The 21273-nt window shown below is 68.9% G+C and carries 25 protein-coding genes; 12 read left to right on the top strand and 13 right to left on the bottom strand.

The window, feature by feature from the left end; all coding sequences use genetic code 11:
• Positions 1-193 precede the first annotated feature (193 nt).
• From AC0685_RS25605 to AC0685_RS25595, 3 genes are all read right to left on the bottom strand, one after another.
• Positions 194-550 carry a hypothetical protein gene (locus tag AC0685_RS25605; protein WP_478227827.1) on the bottom strand — a complete coding sequence of 119 codons (357 nt, stop codon included), beginning with the start codon at positions 548-550 and terminating at the stop codon, positions 194-196.
• 240 nt (positions 551-790) lie between these two features.
• Positions 791-1996 carry a class I SAM-dependent RNA methyltransferase gene (locus tag AC0685_RS25600; RefSeq protein WP_478227826.1) on the bottom strand — a complete coding sequence of 402 codons (1206 nt, stop codon included), beginning with the start codon at positions 1994-1996 and terminating at the stop codon, positions 791-793.
• A complete protein-coding gene (locus AC0685_RS25595; protein WP_478227825.1) occupies positions 1993-4020 on the bottom strand; it encodes an APC family permease in 2028 nt (675 codons plus the stop codon). The genes AC0685_RS25600 and AC0685_RS25595 overlap by 4 nt, the downstream gene beginning before the upstream one ends.
• A gap of 98 nt (positions 4021-4118) precedes the next feature.
• Here AC0685_RS25595 and AC0685_RS25590 point away from each other — a divergent pair, with 98 nt between their 5' ends.
• Together AC0685_RS25590 and AC0685_RS25585 are read left to right on the top strand one after the other, a co-directional pair.
• Positions 4119-4784, top strand: coding sequence for a potassium channel family protein (locus AC0685_RS25590; protein WP_125675257.1), 666 nt, complete (start codon positions 4119-4121; stop codon positions 4782-4784).
• The gene (locus AC0685_RS25585) at positions 4784-5440 is read left to right on the top strand and encodes a potassium channel family protein (protein ID WP_125780267.1); all 657 of its coding nucleotides are present in this window, start codon (positions 4784-4786) and stop codon (positions 5438-5440) included. The genes AC0685_RS25590 and AC0685_RS25585 overlap by 1 nt, the downstream gene beginning before the upstream one ends.
• Here AC0685_RS25585 and AC0685_RS25580 read toward each other — a convergent pair.
• Positions 5437-6165, bottom strand: coding sequence for a DUF3159 domain-containing protein (locus AC0685_RS25580; RefSeq protein WP_478227824.1), 729 nt, complete (start codon positions 6163-6165; stop codon positions 5437-5439). The genes AC0685_RS25585 and AC0685_RS25580 overlap by 4 nt on opposite strands.
• 9 nt (positions 6166-6174) lie before the next feature.
• Positions 6175-6555: an OB-fold nucleic acid binding domain-containing protein gene (locus AC0685_RS25575; RefSeq protein WP_034316985.1), complete on the bottom strand. Its 381-nt coding sequence runs from the start codon at positions 6553-6555 to the stop codon at positions 6175-6177.
• 103 nt (positions 6556-6658) lie between these two features.
• On the opposite strand from AC0685_RS25575, the gene AC0685_RS25570 reads away from it, so the two are divergent.
• Positions 6659-7372, top strand: coding sequence for an alpha/beta fold hydrolase (locus AC0685_RS25570; protein WP_478227823.1), 714 nt, complete (start codon positions 6659-6661; stop codon positions 7370-7372).
• 134 nt (positions 7373-7506) lie between these two features.
• Here AC0685_RS25570 and AC0685_RS25565 read toward each other — a convergent pair whose 3' ends face one another.
• Together AC0685_RS25565 and dut are read right to left on the bottom strand one after the other, a co-directional pair.
• On the bottom strand, positions 7507-8166 hold the full coding sequence (locus AC0685_RS25565; protein ID WP_478227822.1) for a DUF3710 domain-containing protein: 660 nt from the start codon (positions 8164-8166) through the stop codon (positions 7507-7509).
• Complete coding sequence (gene dut / locus AC0685_RS25560; protein ID WP_007033571.1) at positions 8166-8648, bottom strand: dUTP diphosphatase; 483 nt, start codon at positions 8646-8648, stop codon at positions 8166-8168. Before dut ends, AC0685_RS25565 begins: the two co-directional genes overlap by 1 nt.
• Before the next feature lie 24 nt (positions 8649-8672).
• Here dut and AC0685_RS25555 point away from each other — a divergent pair, with 24 nt between their 5' ends.
• On the top strand, positions 8673-9167 hold the full coding sequence (locus AC0685_RS25555; protein WP_478227821.1) for a DUF3093 domain-containing protein: 495 nt from the start codon (positions 8673-8675) through the stop codon (positions 9165-9167).
• Positions 9168-9261: 94 nt separating this feature from the next.
• Here AC0685_RS25555 and AC0685_RS25550 read toward each other — a convergent pair whose 3' ends face one another.
• The gene (locus AC0685_RS25550) at positions 9262-9570 is read right to left on the bottom strand and encodes a DUF4193 domain-containing protein (RefSeq protein WP_005164528.1); all 309 of its coding nucleotides are present in this window, start codon (positions 9568-9570) and stop codon (positions 9262-9264) included.
• A 472-nt stretch (positions 9571-10042) separates the two neighbouring features.
• Between AC0685_RS25550 and cei the strand changes: the two genes are divergently transcribed.
• Complete coding sequence (gene cei / locus AC0685_RS25545) at positions 10043-10726, top strand: envelope integrity protein Cei (protein WP_478227820.1); 684 nt, start codon at positions 10043-10045, stop codon at positions 10724-10726.
• Positions 10727-10804: 78 nt separating this feature from the next.
• Here the strand turns inward: cei and AC0685_RS25540 are convergent, their stop codons facing one another.
• Positions 10805-11623 carry an inositol monophosphatase family protein gene (locus tag AC0685_RS25540; RefSeq protein WP_478227819.1) on the bottom strand — a complete coding sequence of 273 codons (819 nt, stop codon included), beginning with the start codon at positions 11621-11623 and terminating at the stop codon, positions 10805-10807.
• Between the two features lie 67 nt (positions 11624-11690).
• Here AC0685_RS25540 and ppgK point away from each other — a divergent pair, with 67 nt between their 5' ends.
• The 3 genes from ppgK to AC0685_RS25525 all read left to right on the top strand — a co-directional run bounded on the left by ppgK (position 11691) and on the right by AC0685_RS25525 (position 14787).
• On the top strand, positions 11691-12452 hold the full coding sequence (gene ppgK, locus AC0685_RS25535; protein WP_478227927.1) for a polyphosphate--glucose phosphotransferase: 762 nt from the start codon (positions 11691-11693) through the stop codon (positions 12450-12452).
• A 246-nt stretch (positions 12453-12698) separates the two neighbouring features.
• A complete protein-coding gene (locus AC0685_RS25530; protein WP_126731519.1) occupies positions 12699-14099 on the top strand; it encodes an RNA polymerase sigma factor in 1401 nt (466 codons plus the stop codon).
• A gap of 94 nt (positions 14100-14193) precedes the next feature.
• Positions 14194-14787, top strand: coding sequence for a pyridoxamine 5'-phosphate oxidase family protein (locus AC0685_RS25525; RefSeq protein WP_478227818.1), 594 nt, complete (start codon positions 14194-14196; stop codon positions 14785-14787).
• Here the strand turns inward: AC0685_RS25525 and AC0685_RS25520 are convergent.
• The gene (locus tag AC0685_RS25520) at positions 14732-15931 is read right to left on the bottom strand and encodes a hypothetical protein (protein WP_478227817.1); all 1200 of its coding nucleotides are present in this window, start codon (positions 15929-15931) and stop codon (positions 14732-14734) included. The genes AC0685_RS25525 and AC0685_RS25520 overlap by 56 nt on opposite strands.
• A gap of 46 nt (positions 15932-15977) precedes the next feature.
• Entirely contained in the window at positions 15978-16355 is a 378-nt protein-coding gene (locus AC0685_RS25515) for a hypothetical protein (protein WP_478227816.1), read from the bottom strand.
• A gap of 62 nt (positions 16356-16417) precedes the next feature.
• Here AC0685_RS25515 and AC0685_RS25510 point away from each other — a divergent pair, with 62 nt between their 5' ends.
• Together AC0685_RS25510 and AC0685_RS25505 are read left to right on the top strand one after the other, a co-directional pair.
• Positions 16418-17209, top strand: a complete 792-nt coding sequence (locus AC0685_RS25510; RefSeq protein WP_478227815.1) for a class I SAM-dependent methyltransferase — start codon at positions 16418-16420, stop codon at positions 17207-17209.
• A complete protein-coding gene (locus AC0685_RS25505) occupies positions 17206-18408 on the top strand; it encodes a hypothetical protein (protein WP_478227814.1) in 1203 nt (400 codons plus the stop codon). The genes AC0685_RS25510 and AC0685_RS25505 overlap by 4 nt, the downstream gene beginning before the upstream one ends.
• On the opposite strand, the gene AC0685_RS25500 is transcribed toward AC0685_RS25505, so the two are convergent.
• Together AC0685_RS25500 and AC0685_RS25495 are read right to left on the bottom strand one after the other, a co-directional pair.
• Complete coding sequence (locus AC0685_RS25500; protein ID WP_478227813.1) at positions 18400-18609, bottom strand: hypothetical protein; 210 nt, start codon at positions 18607-18609, stop codon at positions 18400-18402. The two genes, AC0685_RS25505 and AC0685_RS25500, sit on opposite strands and share 9 nt — an antisense overlap.
• On the bottom strand, positions 18606-19193 hold the full coding sequence (locus tag AC0685_RS25495) for a hypothetical protein (protein WP_478227812.1): 588 nt from the start codon (positions 19191-19193) through the stop codon (positions 18606-18608). The genes AC0685_RS25500 and AC0685_RS25495 overlap by 4 nt, the downstream gene beginning before the upstream one ends.
• Positions 19194-19303: 110 nt before the next feature.
• On the opposite strand from AC0685_RS25495, the gene AC0685_RS25490 reads away from it, so the two are divergent.
• Together AC0685_RS25490 and AC0685_RS25485 are read left to right on the top strand one after the other, a co-directional pair.
• On the top strand, positions 19304-20500 hold the full coding sequence (locus tag AC0685_RS25490) for a sensor histidine kinase (protein WP_340685199.1): 1197 nt from the start codon (positions 19304-19306) through the stop codon (positions 20498-20500).
• A complete protein-coding gene (locus tag AC0685_RS25485) occupies positions 20497-21159 on the top strand; it encodes a response regulator (protein WP_478227811.1) in 663 nt (220 codons plus the stop codon). Before AC0685_RS25490 ends, AC0685_RS25485 begins: the two co-directional genes overlap by 4 nt.
• The last annotated feature ends 114 nt before the right edge of the window (positions 21160-21273 follow it).

The raw sequence follows: 21273 nt of genomic DNA, 5'->3' as shown, positions 1-21273 counted from the left end.
TAGAACCCGAAACGCCACTCACGACCCCCTCGACCCACGACCAGGCCGAAGGCGCCCCCTTCGTCGCATCAGACGCAGCGAAGGGAGCCTTCACCCCACCCGTCACCCTCGCCCAAGATCAACTTAAGCTACGTGGCATTGCGTTCCAGCGACCTAAACACTCACGACCACCTGAACCCCGCCTCGCGTAATCTCAAACGGAAACAACGGCCGGGGTGCCTCGGCTACCGGTCATCTGCTCCAGCGCCCACGTCTTGCCGAATTCGGCCAGCGCCGGCGCCGACCAATAGGCGGGGATTCTGATTCCGGACCACAGAGGCATTTTCGGCCCGCTCAGGGTTCCGTGACTGACCTGGACGCGGACCGCTCCTTCCACCCAGGTGAAAACGAAGTGGGCGTACATGAACATCCATGCCTGCCTGCCCATCACATCCCGCACGAGCACCGGCCCTTCGGACGGATAAGGCGCCGTGTAGATGACTTGTTTCCGGCCATTGCGATAGCTGACTTCCTGAGCGGTGACACCGGGAGGAAGCATCAACGGTTCCACTCGGTCAGTCCTCCACAATGGTGATCGTGCCGTGACCGTCGCAGCCGGCACAGCCTTTTCCGTCGCAATCACCACATACCGAAGTTAGATAACCCATGATTCGGAATCCGTTCGCGTCGAAGTCGAAGTGCCCGAAGTATCCGCATTACCTCGTGAACACGAGGCTCAAGTTAGCGAGCACGCCGACACCAGGACAACCCGAACGAAGCCGATCCATTCCGACGGATTACAAATACCGAATTATTGCAGCAACGCAACGCATTCGACGTGATGCGTCATCGGGAAAGCGTCGAAAGCGCGCAGATCCACCAGCCCGTATCCGTGCTCGGCGAACAGCGCGATGTCTCGCGCCAAGGCAGCGGGGTCGCACGCCACGTAGACGATCCGGTCGGGCGAACCCTCCGCGATGGAATCGACGACGGCTTTGCCCGCGCCCTTGCGCGGCGGGTCGAGGACGACGACGTCGACCGGTTTCGGGGCGTCGGCCAGCAGGTGCTCGACCCGGCCGGAGCGCCAGCGGACCTGCGGGAGGTCGGCCAGGTTCTCCTCGCCGTCGGCGACGGCACGGCGGCCGGACTCGACGGCCAGGACGCGCCCGCGCGGGCCGACCTGCTCGGCGAGCACCGACGCGAAGAGGCCGACACCGGCGTACAGGTCCCACGCCACGCCGTCACGCGGTGCCTCCGCCCATTCCGCGACGACGGCGGCGAGCGCGTCCGCGGCGGCCGGGTGGACCTGCCAGAAGCCGTGGGCGTCCAGGCGCCAGTCACGGCCCGCGGCGTGCTGCACGGCGATACCACCGGCCAGCTGCCGCGAACGGGTCTTCCCGTGGACCGTCGACAGGTCGCGAAGGTGCACCTGTCCCTCGTCGTCCTTGGTGACCTCGATTTCGCTGCCGGGGCGCCACTTCCGCGACACGACGTCGTCGAGCGCGCCGGGGACGGTGATCGGGCAGTCGTCGATCGCGATCACGCGATGACTGTGATGCGCCCGGAAACCCGCCCTGCCGTCCTTGCCCGCGACGAGCCGGACGCGGCTGCGCCAGTCCAGCGGGCCACCGTCGAGAGCTTCGACGACGACCTCGCGGTCGATTCCGGCCAGCCTCTTCAGCTGCTCCATGACCACGGCGGCCTTGAGCTCACGCTGATGGCCGGGCGTGGCGTGCTGCCAGTCGCAGCCGCCGCACTCCCCCGGCGCCGCGAGCGGGCACGGCGGCTCGACGCGTTCCGGCGACGCCTCCAGGACCTCGACGGCGTCGGCGCGGCAGAACGACCCGCCCTTGTCCTCGGTGACCGAGGCCAGGACCCGCTCGCCGGGCAGCGCGTGCCGCACGAAGACGACTCGCCCCTCCGCCCGCGCGACGCAGTGCCCGCCGTGCGCGACCGCGCCGACCTCCAGCTCGATCGTTCGTCCGAGCCATGTGCCGGTCGACGCGTCCACACTCATTCTGCTTCGTCCTTCTTCATTTCGGGTTGCTTGACGACCGGGGAGAACCCGCGCCGCACGTCTCCGGCCGCCGGACGAGCCTTGCGGTCGCGTTTGATCGCCTTTTCCGACGATTCGAGCTGCCACGGCACGCTCGTCACCATGACGCCGGGCTGGAACAGGAGCCGTCCCTTGAGGCGCAGCGCGCTCTGGTTGTGCAGGACCTGCTCCCACCAGTGCCCGACGACGTACTCGGGGATGAACACGGTCACCACGTTGCGCGGGTTGTCGCCGCGGACGCGCTTCACGTAGTCGAGCACCGGCTTCGTGATCTCGCGATACGGCGATTCGATCACCTTCAGCGGAACCTTGAAATTGTGGTCGTCCCATTCCTGGACGAGTTTGCGGGTCTCGACGTCGTCGACGTTCACCGTGACGGCTTCGAGGACGTCTGGGCGCACGGCCTTGGCGTAGGAGAGCGCGCGCAGGGTCGGCAGGTGCAGTTTCGAAATCAGCACGATCGCGTGGTTGCGCGAAGGCAATACGGTCGGCTTGCGGTCCATTTCGCGCAATTCCTCCGCGACCCGGTCGTAATGCTTCCGGATCGCGGTCATCAGCGCGTAGATCGCCACCATGGCCGCGATCGCGATCCAGGCGCCGAGCAGGAACTTCGTGACCAGCACGATGATCAGCACGGTGCCGGTCATGGTGAGGCCGATCGCGTTGACCGTCTGCGAACGCCGCATCCGCCGCCGCACCACCGGATCGGTTTCCCTCGCCAGCAACCGGTTCCAGTGCCGGATCATGCCCGCTTGGCTGATCGTGAAGGAGACGAACACTCCCACGATGTACAGCTGGATGAGCTTGGTGACCTCGGCGTCGAACGCGATGATCAGCACCAGCGCGAACGCCGACAGGAACAGGATGCCGTTGGAGAAGGCCAGCCGGTCGCCGCGCGTGTGCAGCTGGCGCGGCAGGTAGCGGTCCTGGGCCAGGATCGAGCCGAGCACCGGGAAGCCGTTGAACGCCGTGTTCGCGGCCAGCAGCAGGATGATGCCGGTGGCGAAGGAGATGTAGTAGAACGCGGGGGTGAAGTCGGCGAACACCGCCTGCGCGATCTGCGCGACGATCGTCTTCTGCTCGTAGCCCGCCGGCGTGCCGGTGAGCTGCGTCTCCGGGTGCTCGGCGAATTTGACGTCGGTGATGATCGCCAGCGTGATGATGCCGATCAGCATCGTCACCGCGAGCACCCCCATCATCAGCAGGGTGGTCGCCGCGTTCTTCGATTTCGGCTTCTGGAACGCCGGGACACCGTTGCTGATCGCCTCGACCCCGGTCAGCGCCGCCGCGCCGGAGGAGAACGTGCGCAGCAACAGGAAGAAGAAGGCGAAACCGGTCAAAGAGGCTTCTTCGTGCAGTTGGAAATCCGCGCTCTCGGCCCGCATGTCGGCGCCGGAGGCCGCCTCGATCAGGCCCCAGATCACCATGCCGAGGATGCCGATGATGAACCCGTAGGTCGGGATCGCGAACGCTTTGCCCGATTCGCGAACTCCGCGCAGATTCAGCGCGGTCAGCACGACCACGATGACTACCGCGGCGATCACCTTGTGCTGCGCCACCCAGGGAATGGCGGAACCGATGTTCGCCACTCCGGACGACGTCGACACCGCCACGGTGAGCACGTAATCGACCAGCAGCGCGCTGGCGACGGTGAGCCCGAATTTGCCGCCGAGGTTGGTGTTGGCGACCTCGTAGTCACCGCCGCCGCTGGGATAGGCGTGCACGTTCTGCCGGTAGGACGCGACCACGACCAGCATGACGAGCGCGACGGCGACGCCGATCCACGGCGCGAACGCGTACGCGGACAAACCGGCGACACTGAGGGTCAGAAAGATCTCCTCAGGCGCGTAGGCGACGCTCGACAACGCGTCGGACGCGAAAATCGGCAGCGCGATGCGCTTCGGCAGCAGCGTATGCGAGAGGCGGTCACTCCGGAATGGACGTCCGAGGACGAGCCGCTTCAATACGGTCGGGAACTTCGACACCACGGAAGACTAGCTAACGGTGCTCACGGTAGGTTCGGCGCTGGTGTGTCTGGGTACCTGCGGACGGGTGAAACGTTCGCTGACTAAGGAGGCAGTGCGTGCACGTGGTGATCATGGGATGCGGCCGGGTGGGCGCATCCCTTGCCGCGGCGCTGGAGCGGCTGGGGCACGACGTCGCCGTCATCGACAAGAGCAGGCAGGCGTTCCGGCGGCTCGGCAGTGATTTCCACGGTCAGCAGGTGGTCGGCGTCGGCTTCGACCGGCAGGTACTGATCGAGGCCGGGATCGAACGCGCGGGGGCCTTCGCGGCGGTGTCGAGCGGCGACAACTCCAACATCATCTCGGCGCGGGTGGCCAGGGAGAACTTCGGCATCGACAAGGTCGTCGCCAGGATCTACGACCACAAGCGCGCGGCGGTCTACGAACGGCTCGGCATCCCGACCGTGGCGACCGTGCCGTGGACGACCGACCGGTTCCTGCGCACCCTGCTCCCCGACGGCGTCGCCTCGGTGTGGCGGGACCCGTCCGGCAGCGTGGCGCTCCTGCAACTCCCGCTGCACGAGGGCTGGGTCGGGCGCAGCGTGCGCGAACTGCAGGACACCACCGGCGCGCGGGTCGCGTTCATGATGCGATTCGGCACCGCCGTGCTGCCTGACACCAAGGCCGTGATCCAGGCCGACGACGTCGTGTACGTCGCCGCGAAATCGGGCACTGTCAGCGACGTGACCACCGTCGCCGCTCGCGAACCGGAAGAGGAGAACTGATGCGGGTCGCGATTGCCGGGGCCGGCGCGGTGGGCCGGTCGATCGCCGCGGAGCTGATCGACGGGCGCCACCAGGTGATGCTCATCGAACGTGAGGCCGACCAGTTCGAGCCGCACACCGTCGAGCAGGCGGATTGGGTGCTGGGCGACGCGTGCGAGGTGTCGATCCTGGAGGAGTCCGGGATCGAGGAGTGCGACGTCGTGATCGCCGCGACGGGCGACGACAAGGCGAACCTGGTGGTGTCGCTGCTGGCGAAGACCGAGTTCGCGGTGCGCCGGGTGGTGGCACGGGTGAACAACCCGGCCAACGAGTGGCTGTTCAACGACGCCTGGGGCGTCGACGTCGCCGTGTCGACCCCGCGGATGCTCGCGGCGATGGTCGAGGAGGCGGTGAGCGTCGGCGATCTGGTGCGGCTGATGACGTTCCGGCAGAGCCAGGCGAACCTCGTCGAACTCACCCTCCCGGAGGAGACGCCGCTGGCGGGCAAGGCGGTCAGCGAGCTCAACCTGCCGCGTGACGCGGCGCTGGTGACGATCCTGCGCGGGGACCGCGTGATCGTGCCGCAGCCCGAGGACCCGCTGGAGCCGGGTGACGAGCTGCTCTTCGTGGCGACGTCGGACGTGGAACCGGAGATCCGGACAGCTCTGGGATACTAGTTCTCCGAGGCGGGCGCCTGCGCGTACTTCGCGCGCAGGCGAGCCTCGACCTCTTCGTCGGTCTCTTCGCGCGGGGCCTCTTCGGCCAGCGCCTTGAGGTGCTTGTCCGACCGCCGCACCGCCCAGACGACGGTGAGCAGGCCGAGCGCGTACAGCGGGTATCCCATCGCGATCTTCGCGAAAGCCAGCCAGCCGGTGTGGTCCTCGTCGTACAGCCAGCGCTGCACGACGAACCGGGCGCCGAAGATCAGCGCCATGGCGCCGGTCGCGATCGAATAGGCGATCAGCGACTTCTTGTCCTTGCGCCAGGCGTGGCCGCTGCCGTTGAGCGCGTTCCACACCACGCCGGCGAGCGGCCAGCGGACGACGATCGAGAGCACGAAGACACCGCAGTAGACCAGGCTCGTCCAGATGCCGAACAGGAAGAATCCCTTGGCCGAGCCGGTCCGGTAGGCGATGAACGCCGCGATCGCGACCCCGAAGAAGCCGGAGATCGCGGGTTGCAGCGGCTCCTTGCGCACGATCCGCAGCACGGTGATCGCCACCGCGCTGCCCACCGCGGCCCAGATCCCCACCGTGAGCCCGAAGATCGCGTTCGCGATCACGAACACGATGACCGGCAGCGAGGAATAGAACAGTCCGGACAGCCCGCCCATCTGTTCCAACAGGGTGGGCTGGGGCTTCTTGTCTTCGGTCTTCTCTTCGCCGCCGACAGGTTCAGTCACGATGCGGGATCAACTCACAGGGCTCTGAAGTTCGTAATAGGGGTTGTACAGCACCTTCTGACCATCACGTTCGGCCATCCGGCCGCGCACCTTGATGGTTCGCCCGGGTTCGATCCCGGGGATCCGGCGGCGTCCGAGCCAGATTAGCGTCACACCCTGTGTGCCGTCGAACAGCTCGGCCTGCAGCGTCGCCGCCTCGTTGGTCGGGCAGAGCTCCACGCTGCGGAGTCTCCCGAGCACCGTCACCTCTTGACCCGACCGGCAGTCGCAGGCTCGCTGCGCTCCGCCGGCCTCGGATTTTTCGGACAGATCGTCGGCGTCGAGATCCTCGACGTCGCTGGTCAGCTTGCGGACCAGCCGGCTGAAGTAGCCGCCGTCTTTGGCGGACATAACGGTGCTCCTGTGCTCCGGGGCCCCCGACTTGAACGGCCCGTGCGTAATCCAGCGTAACTGTGCTCCGACCAGGAGAACGGGTTTAGGGGAATATCGCAACGTGACCTCCGCTATTCCGCCTACGACGGCAGTAGTACTCCCCGGCACCGGGTCCGACGAAGTGTTCGTGCGCGCCGTGTTCGCCGGTCCGCTGCGCGCGCTCGGCATCCGGCTGATCGCCCCGCCGCCGCCTTCCGGCGACCGGCTCGCCGACGGCTATCTCGAGGAGCTGGACAGGCTGGCCGCCGAGCACGGTCCGCTGCTCGTCGGCGGCATCTCGTTCGGCGCGCACCTGTCGGCGGAGTGGGCGGCGCGGAATCCGGCCCGCTGCACCGGCCTGCTGGCCGCGCTCCCGGCCTGGAACGGCCCGGCCGGACGAGCACCCGCGTCGCTCGCCGCGCGGCTGTCAGCGGATCTGGTGGCCGAAAACGGGGTCGACGGCGCACTGGCGAAATCGGCGGCCGGCGTGCCGGAGTGGCTTTCGGCGGAACTCGGCCGCGCGTGGCGGCGGCACGGCGACGGACTGGCGGCGAGCCTGCGGACGGCGGCGGGCCATCCCGCCCCGTCTCTGGAGGACCTGAAGGGCCTCGACGTGCCCGCGGGGATCGGCGCCTGCGTGGACGACCCGATCCATCCGGCGGAGGTCGCCCGCGCCTGGGCGGAGGCCCTGCCGCGCGCCGAGGTCGGCGAGTCGACGCTCACCGCCCTCGGCGCGGACCGGGAATCCCTGGGCCGGGCGACCGTGCTGGCCTGGTTGAAAGCCCGGACCCACTAGCCCGGCGTCGGCACGATCTCCGAGCCCAAGCTGTCTCGACCACACGGTCTCCCCAAGGGCGCCCCGCGCCCGACGGAGACTTCACCCGTCGCGCGCCCTCTTTCGGGCCGAAGGCCCACGAAAACGTGATGAAACTAACTCTGCTCGGCGATGTGCTGCGCGACGGCGTCGGGCAGCGTGATGGTCAGCGGGGTACGGACCGGCATCGGCGCGTCACCGCGGTCGACGATGGTGTGCCGCACGATCTCGCGCAGTACGGCGGGCGCCTGCGACGCCTGCGACTGCGGGCCGGCGATGACGCCGCGGAGCATCCAGCGCGGGCCGTCGACCCCGACGAACCGCAGCGCGACGTCACCGACGATCGCGGACAGCTCCAGCCCCCACTCCCCCATGCCGACCGAGACCTTGGCGCCATCGGCACGCAACTGCTCGGTGAGCTCGGTGCTGACGTCCTTCCACAGGCCGCCGGACCGAGGCGCCGCGTAGCCGCTGACGGTGATCTGGCCCTGCTCGGTGACGACGTGCACCGCGCGGACACCGCCGCTCTCCGGGTCCATCTCGACCTGGACCTGGGAACCGTCGGGCACCGGCACCTTCACCGAACCGAGGTCGATCCGCGGGATGCCGTCCTCGGGCGCGTCGGCGAGGTCGAAGGGGCCGTCGGAGGTCTCCGACAGCTGCGCCTCGATCTCCTCGTCGGCGTCCTCGGCGGCAGCGCTGTCGGGACGCTCCTCGACCTCGGGCGCGGCGTGCCGTCCGCTCGGCTTCGCGCGCTTGCGTCCGAAAATCCCCACTAGTTCTCCGTTCCTTCCCTGGCTCCGGCTCCCAGTGTGGCGTGTCCGCCGGTGGAGCCATACCCTCCCTCGCCGCGCTCGGACGGCTCGAGTTCGGCGACCTCGACGAACTCGGCCTGTTCGACCCGTTGCACGACCAGTTGCGCGATCCGGTCGCCGCGGGTGAGCACGACCTTCTCGGAGAGATCATGGTTGATCAGGCAGACGCGGATCTCACCGCGGTACCCGGAGTCGATCGTGCCCGGGGTGTTGACGACCGAGAGGCCGACGCGGGCGGCGAGACCCGAGCGCGGGTGGACGAAGCCCGCGTATCCGGGCGGCAGCGCGATCGCGACACCCGTGCCGACCACGCCGCGTTCACCGGGCGCGAGCACGAGATCCGAGGTGGTGACGAGGTCGGCGCCCGCGTCACCGGGGCGCGCGTAGGCGGGAAGGGGGACCGAAGGATCGATCCGGGAAAGCAGTACCTGAACGGTGGACACGGGCGGCGAGACTACCCTGAAGGCGTGGGTGAAAGCGTGAACACGGCCGAAGGCGGCGCCGTCAAGCATTCAGAGCGGCTCTACGTCCCGTGGTGGGGCTGGCCGTTGCCGCTGCTGGGCGGCGGGCTGCTGGCGGCGGAGATCGACATGGGATATCCCGGGATTCGCGGATGGCTGCCGTACGTGGTCCTGATCCCCGCGGTGATCGCGCTGATGATCTCGCTCGGCCGGTCTCGCGTCCGGGTGACCGGCGGCGCCGAGCCGGAGCTGTGGCTGCGCGACGCGCACCTGCCGCTCAAGTTCGTCGGCGACGTCGACGTCATCGACAAGGAAGCGAAGCGCAAGGCGCTCGGCCGCGACGCCGATCCGGCGGCCTTCGTGCTGCACCGGGGCTGGGTCGGCCCGGTCGTGCGGGTCTGGCTCACCGACCCCGGCGACCCGACGCCGTACTGGCTGTTCAGCACCCGGCATCCGGAGAAGGTGGCCGCACTGCTCCGCCACCCCGCCGAGAAGTCCTGAGCACGGGAAAAGAGGGCCGGCCACCGGGCCGACCCCCTTTATTCCTGTTTCAAACCCCGAAGCCCCTGTCGCGCCGTCCCCTGTGCCCGTAGGCTCAGGCGCAGTCGCGGCAGATGAGCCGTCCGCCACTCTCCTCGGCCAGCCTGCTGCGGTGGTGCACCAGGAAGCAGACGGAGCAGGTGAACTCGTCGGCCTGCTTGGGCACGACCTTGACGGTCAGGTCCTCACCGGAAAGTCCGGAGAGGTCCGCGCCCGGCAGCTCGAAGTTCTCGGCGGTCGCGTCCTCGTCGACGTCCACGACGCCGGACTGGTTTTCGTTACGCCTTGCCTTCAGCTCTTCCAACGAGTCTTCGGCCAGCTCGTCGGCTTCGCTGCGGCGCGGAGCGTCGTAGTCGGTCGCCATTAGTCCCTCACCCCTGCGATGCTTTCGATGTCAGATGGCCCGGACCCGCGAGCGCGCGGCTCGTGAGTCCTTCGTGCCGCTGGTTAACGTCCCAGCGCCCCTGTTTGTGCCCGGCTGGGCAGTGAGCGAGGTCTCTCTTTTGTGCCTCTTACTGCCGCCTGAGCCCGCGAAGGGTAGCTCACGCTGATACCGGCTCTGCAACGAGTCAGACATTGCCAGGATTACGTCACCCAACAGGGGGAACAGGAGAGGAGGGGATGAAGCCATTGTCAAGACGCCCGTCGTCCGATTGGGTTGCCCCCGCGTCGGGTACCTCACCCCTTGGGCCCGGCTGCTTGCCCGGAGTGGCCATCGCGTGGTGCTATCCGGAGGCCCGCGCCGATCACCTTCGCCGCAACGCATAGGCTGATCGGACACGATGGTGAGATGAAGCACCGTCCGGGGATCCGGGCTTTGGGGAAGGGACTGGCAGGTGGCGTCGGGGAACGGCATCGGGGACCGCGGGGCGAGGCCGTATCGCAAGCGCAAGCCGCTGCCCGCGCTCATCGTCATCGGGGTGATGGCGCTCGGCGCGGTGATCGTCTGGGTGAACGTCGTCGCGAGCAAGTCCGACATCGATGCCAGGGTCCGCTGCGATCCGCCGCCCGTCCCGCAGCAAGGTGTCACCTACACGCCCCTGACGCACAACGGGCTCGACGACCGCGCGCCGGTGCCGCCGGACAAGGTCGCCGTCCAGGTGCTCAACGGATCCCAGGTCCGCGGCCAGGGCGGCATCGTCACCAGCACGCTCAGGGAACTCGGCTTCTCCCAGATCGTCGAGCCGGACGTCGACCCGGCCTACAAGAACACCGAAGCCAAGTGCCGCGGCCAGATCCGCTTCGGCGAGAACGGCGCCGCCGCGGCCCGCACGCTGAGCCTGGTGGTCCCGTGCGCCGAACTGGTCAAGGACAACCGCAAGGACGCTTCGGTCACGCTCACCACCGGCACCCTGCTCGGCGACATCCGCCCGAAGGCGGAGGCCCGACAGGTCCTCGACCAGCTCACGAAGTGGTCGAAGGCGCAGCAGGGCAGCGGCGGCGGTGAGCAGTCCGCGGGCGGCGGCGCCCCGGTGATCGACCAGGCGCTGCTGAAGGCCGCCCGCGAAGCTCCCTGTTGATACTCCCTCAAGCGCTATGAAAGGTCCTTTCCTTGCAAAATTTGCAAGGAAAGGACCTTTCATAGCGCGCCCAAGGGCTCAGATCGTGCCCACGCCCGAGTCGAGCAGCGCCTGACGCAACGGAGCCGCGATCGTCGGTGCCACCGCGAACGTCGCGTCGGGTCCGAGTTCGGCGTCCTCCCCCGGCAGCGACACGAGAGCTCCCGCCTCGGCGGCGATGAGCGCTCCGGCGGCCCAGTCCCAATGTCCGAGGCCGTGCTCGACGTAGGCGTCCAGCCAGCCCGCCGCGACCGCGCACAGATCGAGCGAGGCGGCCCCATTGCGCCGCACGTCCCGCACCCTGGTCGCCAGTTCGGCGACGAACCGGGCCTGCTTCGCCCGCCGTTCGACCTTGTAGGCGAACCCGGTGCCGACGAGCGTCAGGTCGAGCCGCTCCGGGGCGTTGACCGACAGCGGCCGCCCGTCGAGGAACGCGCCCTGCCCGCGCGCGGCGGTCCAGCGGCGCCCGCTGACCGGTTCGACGACGGCGCCCGCCACCGACACCCCGCCGACCTGCGCGGCCACCGACACGGCGAACCACGGCAGCCCGTAGAGGAAGTTCACCGTCCCGTCGATCGGGTCGACCACCCAGGTCACCCCGTCCCCGGCGATCCCGCCGCCCTCCTCGCCGAGCACGGCGTCGCCCGGGCGCAGTTCGGCGAGCCGGGCGCGCACCAGCCGTTCCGACTCGTGGTCCACCGCGGTCACCACGTCGGTGTCGGCGGATTTGGTGTCCACGCGCACCTCGCGGCCCGCGTTCATCCCGGTCCAGGCCTCGTGGACCAGTTCGGCGGCCTCGCCCGCGACACGCTCGGCGACACCCTTCAGCAACGTCTCGTCAACTCCCACGTCCGCCATGTCACCACATCCGGTTAAAGTCTCCGAGGCAGGCTTCTGAATCGTGCGAGAAGGGACCACGTCCGTGGTGGAGGCGACCCGAGGTTTCGGTATCGACATCGGCGGCAGCGGGATCAAGGGCGCGCTGGTGGACTTGGCGGAGGGACAGCTGATCGGCGACCGGATCCGCATCGACACGCCGAAGCCGTCGACCCCGGAGGCGGTGGCGGACGTCGTCGCCGAGATCACCGGCCAGGCCGGCTGGGACGGCCCGGTGGGCGTCACCCTGCCCGCGGTGGTCAAGAAGGGGGTCGCGCACACCGCGGCCAACATCGACCGCAAGTGGATCGGCACCGACGCCGACGCCCTGTTCGCCAAGCGCCTCGGCCGCGGTGTGGACGACATCGCGATGCTCAACGACGCGGACGCGGCCGGCATGGCCGAGATCCGCTGGGGCGACCCGGTCGCGCGGCGCGGCGTGACGGCGCTGCTGACCTTCGGCACCGGCATCGGCAGCGCGGTCTTCCAGGACGGGAAGCTCGTGCCCAACACCGAGTTCGGCCACATCGAGGTCGACGGCTTCGACGCGGAGAAGAAGGCCGCGGCGTCGGTGAAGGACAACGAGAGCCTCTCGTATCCCGAATGGGCGGAACGGGTGAACAGGTATCTCTCCGTGCTGGAAAACCTGATCTGGCCGGATCTGTTCATCGTCGGCGGCGGGGTCAGCAAGAAGTCGCACAAATGGGTCCCGCTGCTCGAGATCCGCACGCCGGTGATCGTCGCGTCGTTGCAGAACAACGCGGGCATCGTCGGCGCGGCGGCCGCCGCCGCGGAGGGCATCGAGCACTGACGCGCCCACGTTGACATCCGCGCCGCGGATGTCACTTCGGCGGGTCGGACGGCGTGTCGCGCCCGCCGGGTGGTGGTCCGCGCCGCGACGCTGTCACGTATCGTCGTTACAATGGAACACGGCCCACGGCGGCGGCACCCACGAGAACGAGGGAAACCGCAGGCCGAGGGGTGTTCCCCGAAGTTTGAGGCAGCCGAGACCATCACGCCTCGGCTCGTCATGATCGACCGCTGCGAAAGGGCGTAAGTGGCAGCCGCAAGAACCGCAACCCGAAGCGGGACGAAGACAGCGACCGCAGCCGGCGAGCCGGCCGACGAGGCAGCCACCGACGCGGCGAAGCCCGCGGCGCGCAAGACCGCCGCCAAGGCGGCCGGCGCGAAGAAGGCCCCGGCGAAGAAGGCTCCGGCCAAGAAACCCACCACCAAGGGCGCCAAGACCGAAGACGGCGATCCGGAAGACGGTCCGGTAGAGCTCGACGAAGCCGACCTCGAAACCCCGGACCTGTCGGACCTCGAAGAGGTCGAGGTGGACGTCGTCGACGCTTCCGTCACCGAGGAGACGGAAGAGGACGCGGAGTCCGACGAGGACGTCGAAGAGACGCCCGCCCGCGGGCGCCGCACGTCGACCGACAAGAACGCCGGAAAGACCTCCGACAACCCGGACTTCGTCTGGGACGAGGAAGAGTCCGAGGCGCTGCGCCAGGCCCGCAAGGACGCCGAGCTCACCGCTTCGGCCGACTCGGTCCGCGCGTACCTCAAGCAGATCGGCAAGGTCGCCCTGCTGAACGCCGAGGAGGAGGTGGAGCTCGCCAAGCGCATCGAGGCCGGGCTCTACGCCGCCGAGCGCGTCCGCAACGCCGAGGAGGAGGGCGAGAAGCTCGTCACCCAGATGCGGCGCGACCTCAAGTGGATCGTGCGCGACGGTGAGCGGGCGAAGAACCACCTGCTGGAGGCGAACCTCCGGCTCGTGGTCTCGCTGGCCAAGCGCTACACCGGCCGCGGCATGGCGTTCCTGGACCTGATCCAGGAGGGCAACCTCGGCCTGATCCGCGCGGTCGAGAAGTTCGACTACACCAAGGGCTACAAGTTCTCCACGTACGCCACCTGGTGGATCCGTCAGGCGATCACCCGCGCGATGGCCGACCAGGCGCGCACCATCCGTATCCCGGTGCACATGGTCGAGGTCATCAACAAGCTCGGCCGTATACAGCGCGAACTGCTGCAGGACCTCGGCCGCGAGCCCACCCCCGAAGAGCTCGCGAAGGAAATGGACATCTCCCCGGAGAAGGTCCTCGAGATCCAGCAGTACGCCCGCGAGCCGATCTCGCTCGACCAGACCATCGGCGACGAGGGCGACTCGCAGCTCGGTGACTTCATCGAGGACTCCGAGGCCGTCGTCGCGGTCGACGCGGTGTCGTTCACGCTGCTGCAGGACCAGCTCCAGTCGGTGCTGCAGACGCTGTCCGAACGTGAAGCGGGTGTGGTGCGGCTGCGGTTCGGCCTCACCGACGGCCAGCCGCGCACGCTCGACGAGATCGGCCAGGTGTACGGGGTGACCCGTGAGCGCATCCGGCAGATCGAGTCGAAGACGATGTCGAAGCTGCGTCACCCGTCGCGTTCGCAGGTGCTGCGCGACTACCTGGACTGATCCCAGGGTTCACGGAAGACCCCGTCACCGTTTCGGTGGCGGGGTTTTTCGCGTCCGGTGTCGAATCCACGGCCCGCTCGTTCGACGCGTGGGTATGACGAAACCTCACGCCACCAAGAACCTCGACCGCTACGGATCCGCGGAACTTCCTTGGAGCCGCGCGCGGGACATCCTCGCCGAGGACACCCCGACCGCCGACCTGACCTTCTTCGTGACGACCGTCCGTCCCGACGGACGCCCGCATTCGGCAGGCGTCGGCGCCGTCTGGGTGGACGACGCCCTGTACTTCAAGGGCGGGCTGGGCACGCGCCGCTCCCTCAACCTGGCCGCGAACCCGGCGTGCTCGGTTTCGGTGCGGCTGCGAGGAATCGACCTCACGATGGAGGGCGAGGCGCACCGGGTCACCGACCCGGCGACGCTGGGACGGGTGGCGGCGGTCTACCGGACGGGTGGCTGGCCCGCGACGGTGGAGGGCGACGCGCTCACGGCTCCCTTCAGCGCGCCCAGCGCGGGACCGCCGCCATGGCACCTGTACCGCCTCACCCTGCGCCGCGCGATCGGCGTGCGGTCCGTGAAGGCCTCCTTGCCTACCCTGAAAGTAGGGAAGGAGGCCTTCACGGACTTGGGTGGGTTCAGGCGCGGCCGGTCAAGGTCGTCCACGGGACGTGCACGGTCACCCGTTCCCTGAGCTGTTCGTTCATCAGCCACAGCTCCCCCGTCGCGGGCCAGTACGACAGGTTCTGCGAGTTCACCGGCGCGCGGCCGCTCAGCCGCGACGTCGAGGTGCCGCCGACACCTCCGTGCAGGCACGACGGATGGTCGCCCGCCACCCCGGCGTACTCGGGACACACGCCGGTCATCACGAAATATCCGTTGCGCGACACCGCTCCCTGCATCCCCCAGACCGGCGACACGAAGCCCTCCTTCGCGTGCACGGTGCCATCGGCCGACACCTTGGGCAGGCCGGTCGCGCGGTCGAACGGCCACCGCAGCACCCGGCCGCCCGCCGCGTTCGGGATGTGCTCCGCGGTCACGATCGAGCCGTCACCGTGGTCGAACGACATCGTCGCGAGACACGGCCGCGTCCCGGGGGCATTGGTGCAGGCACCGCCGCCGGGGTACCAGTACGCGCCGATCTGCGGCATCGCGTAGTCGTAGAACGCCGCGTGGTACTTGCCGTCCGGGCCCTTGCCGACGACGCCGGAGCTGTCGTCGACCTTCCAGAAGTGCGTGGTGTCGAAGACCCGCACCACTCCCCCGGTGGTCGCGACGAACAGCCGGTTCCCGATCCACGTCATCCCGTGCCCGTGTCCTTGCACGACGGCGAAGTTGTCGTTCGACGTCGGTTCGACGAGCAGCACGTGCCGGTACCCAAGCCCGGTCGCGTCCACAAAGGACAGACGAACCATCGTGTCGCCCGGAGTGTGCCAGGACGTCGCCACGACCCGTTTGCCGCCGACCTTCCCGGTCGCCGCGTCCGCGTCGCCGGAACCGGTCAGTCCCTGCGAGATCCAGTCGTTGGTCTTGTCGTCGTTCGCGTTTTCCCAGCAGAATCCCGCCGGTTTCAGCGCCGTCGCGAGATACGTGCCGTGGCACAGCGGCCGCGCCTTCCGGTTCGCCGAAGACAGGATCTCCGGCAGGCCGCGAGCCGGGAGGTGTTTCTCCAGGGCGGCGATCCGAGCGCCGTAGGTGCCGAAGGTCGAGCCGGACGTCCAGCGGAAGCCGTCGACCGTGGCCGCGTCCATCTTCGGGAACGCGGCCGCGGCCGACGCGACCCCGGGGATGAGCCCGAACACCAGCAGGAGTGCAGCGAGAAGTCCCAGCCTCTTCATGCCCGCGAGCCTCCCGGTCGCGCGCATACTTTCGATACAAACCGTGTCAGGACACCGAAAGCCCGCGCTCGGCCAGGGATTCCTCGACCCGCAGCCGTTCGATCTCCCGGTCGAAACCCTCCGGGAGGCTGTCCAGCCGGTGGTCGACCTCGACCTCCCGGCAGGCTTGGACGAGCAGCGCGTCGTAAGCCTGCCTGGTGCCGTACCGGCGGACGGCGGAGGCGCCGGGCGGGAGTTCCGCCAGCAGGCGGTGCACCCGGCGGAGATCGGCGGCGAGTTTCTCGATGGGCGGGCCCGCCGGGATCTCGGGTTCACGGCGCCAGCGCCACCGGCGAACCAGCACGGGGACCTTCAGCGCGCACCAGAAAAGCACCGAAGGCGCCACAGCGACAACGGCGTACAGCGTGACAGGCCCGATGGCCATGACCCATGGTAATCCCGCACGGAGCACCGGAGAATCCGCGAATCCGGGCTATATTCGCGACTGTGCTGACCGAGAGCTACCGCTACCCGGACACCGGCGACCACGTCACCGGCGTGTTCATCCGACGGCACGAACCCTACGAGGGCTACTGGACGGCCAGCGAGGACCGCGCGCTCGGCAAGGTCGCCGAAGAGCTCGCCGCGATCCTCGGCCCGCGCGAAGAAGTCAAGGCGCTCGACGCCGGCTGCGGAGAAGGCCGCCTCCTCCCCTGGCTCGCGCGGTTCTCCGCCGACGTCACCGCCGCGGATCCCGACCCGGACCGGCTGGCCAAGGCGCGGGAAACCGCCGTCGAGGACACCGGCTTCTCCTTCGCCGTCTCTCCGATCACGGAACTGGACGGCGGCCCGTACGACCTCGTGCTGTGCAGTCACGTCATCCAGCACGTGCCGACGCCGGACGTCGGGCCGATCCTGCGGCGGCTGGCCGGGATCACCGCGCCCGGCGGTGCGCTGGTGCTGGCCTACAGCCGGTCGCCGATCGGGCGGGGCGCGTTCAGCCTCGACAGCGTCGAAGCAGGCACCGAAGTCCGCTCTCGCCGCGTTTCGCGCGAAGAGTTCGACAAAGCATTACGCGACGGTGGCCCGGCGCTCCCGGTGCGCTACCTCGATCCCGAGGAGGTCGCCGCCGAAGCGGCCGAGGCGGGCTGGCGCACCGAGTGGGAGTGGACGTACCACGTCCTCGACGACCTCGGTCCCGCCGACGAGCACATCGACCGCGACGAACTGGTCAACGCCTCCGGGCCGCTGCGCCGCCATCTCGGCCGGGACCTGATCACCCTCCTGCGTCGCGCATGACCTCGGTGCTTCTCACCTTCGCGTGGGCGGTCCCGCTGTCCGAGCAGGAGGCGGAGAAGGTGTTCGACGGCGGCCGCGACCGCGGGCTGCTGGCCCATCTCGACGGGAAACTCGGCGCGGAGTGGACGGCCGCGGAGAACTTCCTGGCCAGCTACACGAAACCGCCGCGACGCCGGGTGCTGCGCAAACGCACCGGTGGCTCCCGGCTGTCGATCCGTGTCGGCGCGGTCGGGCTGCCCTGTGAACTCGTCGTCACCTGGCATCCCGCCTATCACGCGATGACGCTGGTCCTCGCCATCACGATCACCGGCGCGGCGGCGGACGGGCCCGCCGCCGAATTCGACTTGGCCATCGCTGTGCTGCAGAGCCTTCAGGGCCGCGAGACGGCGAACGGCGACAAAGGGCTGCACGGCGGCTACGGCGAGAAGACGTTCCCCTCGCTCCTCAAGACCGTCACCCACATCTTCGAGGACCTGACCAGGGGCTGCGGCCTCACCGAGGGGCTCGGCCGCAAGGGCTGGTGCGTCGAACTGCGGTCTCACGACGGGCATCCGCCCGCCCAGCGGGTCGCCGCCGATCCCCGGCCGTACTACGGGCTGGCGACCAGCGACGAAGGCTGGCGGTTCGTGCCCCGCGAGGTCGCGAGGGAGGCGCTCGGCCCGTCGTGGGGCACGCGCTCGTTCGTCGCCGCCTACCCGATGGCGGGCGGGATCGTCTGCCTCAACAGCAAGGATTCCGACTACGTCGAGCACCAGGACGAGCTGATGCGCGGCCCGTTCGGCGCCGTCGAACCGTACTTCGGCATCGACAGCGAAATCGGCGGGCTCGACCACGGGATGCTCTTCATCCTCGAACGCGTCCTGATCCGGATGGCGCTGGCCGACCAGTGGCTGGCGTCGATGAGGAAAACCGGGAGCCGCACCCGGCTCCTGCGCGGCTCGCTCGACGACATCCTCGAGATGCTGCACTCGGTGCTGCCGCCCGAGGTCGATTCGCTGGAGCGCCGCCTGGTCACCAGCATGGGCGTGGAGCGGATCATCGCCCAGCTCGACCGCCAGGCCGAGGCGATGGACGAGGAGACCCGGTACGCCTACGAGAACACGGTGAGCGCGCGGGTCACGCGGCTCACCGTGGTCACCGTCGTCCTGACGGTCGTCACCATCGTCCTCGGCGTCCTGCAGGTGCTGGTCTCACTCTGACCGGCGGCGCTGTTTGCGGGCGCGTTCGGCGAACAGCAGCCCCACGCCCCCGGCCACCATCAGCGCGCTCACCACCACGTGCATCCCGGACGGGAGCAGGTGGAGCTGGATGAACCAGCTCGGGTCGGTACTGCCCAGCAGCCGGTTGATCAGCCCGCCCCCGCCCTGCACCAGCAGGAGGATTCCCAGTAGTTCGATCATCGTCGAGCCCCTTCCTTGACCCTCTCGTGCTTGGGGGAGAGTTCCTGCCACAGCGGCCCGGTGGCGAACCAGATGGCCGTCACGACCCCCAGCTTCGGCAGCCAGCCCCACAACGGGTCGACCTGGTCGGTGTCGCCGACCATGAAGATCAGCAGGAGCAGCACCCCCGCGGCCAGCCCGCAGGCCAGCACGCATTTGAACCAGTCACGCCATTCGGCGCGCAGCTTCTCCCGGCCCCTCGGCTTGGGCGGCGGTGGCGGCCCGCCCGCGAACCGGTGGGCGAACCGGACGTCGGCCCACTTGATCATCGAATGCCCGAACACGACGCTGAAGCCCAGGTACACCGCGGCCAGGCCGTGCACGAAGTTCGCCGTGGCGCCGTTGCGCAGGTCGATGACCGTCGCGACCAGCACGACGAGGTCGATCACCGGGGTCAGGAGCAGCAGCACGACGCTGGTCCGCTTCAGCTTGAGCAGATAGCGGGCCACGAGGCCGGCGACGATGGCGACCCAGAAACCGATCTCCCCGCCGGCGACCACGGCCGCCATCGGGTTTTCCGCGATGAAGTCCCAGATCTTGTTCACGCCGTAAGCCTCGCCGACCACACCGGTCCTCCGCGTCGGCGTACGGCACGAGATCACCGTCATCAGTTAGTAGGACCCCGCGGCCCGTCCCGGTGTGCTGGGATGGGGCGGTGCCCACGTTCGTCCCGCGCCTGAACCACCTCGCCGAATGGAAACAGGACCTCGTCATCGCCTCCGGCACCTGGGTCCTCGGCGTGCTGGTCTACGTGAGCGGGATGCAGGTGCTCCTGGCGGGTCCCGACGACACGCCACTGTGGATCCGGCTGAGCGAACTGACCGTGCTGTGCGGGCTGGAGATGCTGCGCCGCAAGATCCCGCTGGCGCTGCTCTGCGCGCTGGCCGTGCTCGCCGTGGACATCGCCTTCGGCCCGTCGCTCCCGATCCTCATCGTCTTCACCGACTTCCTGTACGCGACGACGCTCTACGGCTCGCGGCGCACGAGCAGGCTGATGATCGGTGTCGCCGCGATCGGCACCATCGCGGTGGTCTGCCTGGCGCTCATCTTCTCCGCGCAGTGGCGCACGGCGATCCTCGCCGCGTTCGCCCTCCTGCCGTTCCTGGTCACGCCGGTGTGGTGGGCGGCCAACGTGCGCCAGCAGCGGGACATCGCCGACAGCGAACGGGCGAACGCGGTCCAGCTGGCCACGATCGGCGAACTGGACCGGAAGGCCGCCGTCGCGGGGGAACGCTCGAAGATGGCGCGGGATCTGCACGACGTCATCGCCGGGCATCTCTCGGCGATCGCGATCCAGTCCGAGGCCGCGCTGTCGATGGCCACCGTCGACCCGAACCTGTCCAGGAAGGTCCTGGAATCGGTGCGGGAGAACAGTGTGAGCGCGCTCGACGAGATGCGCGCGATGATCGGGCTCCTGCGCGCGGATCCGTCCACCGGGGACACCGAGATCGAACCGACGGCGCCCGCCCGGCTGGCCGAACTGTCCAAACTGGTCGAATCCGCGCGGGCGAGCGGGCTGAAGGTCGAGATCGGGTCCACCCCTGGCCAGTACTCCCTGCCCGCCGCGGTCGACCTGACCGCGTACCGGATCGCGCAGGAAGCGCTCACCAACGCGGCCAAACACGCCGCGGGGGGCCGGGCCGTGCTCGACATCCGCGCCGACGGAGGCATACTCACCGTCGAGGTGCGCAACGATCTTCGTCCCGGCTCCGGCTCGGGTGACGACGGCGGGACCGGACTCGGCCTGCTGAACATGCGGGAACGCGCCGCCGCGGTGGGCGGCACTCTCGCCGCCGGGCCGTCCGGCGGCGGCTGGCTGGTCCGTGCCGAACTTCCTCTGGAGGGGTCTTGAGCGACGGGAACATCAAGGTGCTGGTCGCCGACGACCACGGCGCCATCCGCGCCGGGTTGATGATGATCCTCGGCAACGCCGAGGGTATCGAGGTGGTCGGCGAAGCGGCGGACGGCGCCACCGCCGTCCGCCAGGCGAAGGCGCTGAAACCGGACGTCGTGCTGATGGACGTGCGCATGCCCGGCGTCGACGGCATCGCGGCCACGCGGGAGCTGACCGCGGAGGGACTGTGCGAAGTCCTCGTGCTGACGACCTTCGATCTCGACGAGTACGTCCACGCCGCGCTGCGGGCGGGTGCGGCCGGGTTCCTGCTGAAGTCGGTGGAGGCGTCACGGCTGATCGAGGCGGTGAAACTGGTCGCGGCGGGCGAAGGAGTGCTCGCCCCGCAGGTCACGCGGAAGCTGATCGCCGCCTTCGCCGCCGGGGCCCGCGAGCCTTCGCTGGTCCCCGACGGGCTCGAAGACCTGACCGAACGCGAGCGCGAAGTGCTGGCGTGCCTGGGCGGCGGCCTGTCCAACGCGCAGATCGGGACCCGGCTGCACATCGGCGAGACCACGGTGAAGACGCACGTGTCCCGCGTGCTGACGAAGCTGGAACTACGGTCGCGGGTGCAGGCGGCGATCCTCGCGCAGGAGAACGGCGTCGTACTGGAGGGGTGATGGCTCCAGGTGGTCGTGAGTGGCGATTCGGGTTAGAACACGAATCGCCACCCCCAACCACCCTGACCCACCCACCTGTGAGGTGGGAAGTGAGCTTCTCGTGTGACCCCTCCC

The organism is Amycolatopsis sp. NPDC043889, assembly GCF_056435645.1.
This window is presented reverse-complemented; position numbering and strand designations above follow the sequence as displayed.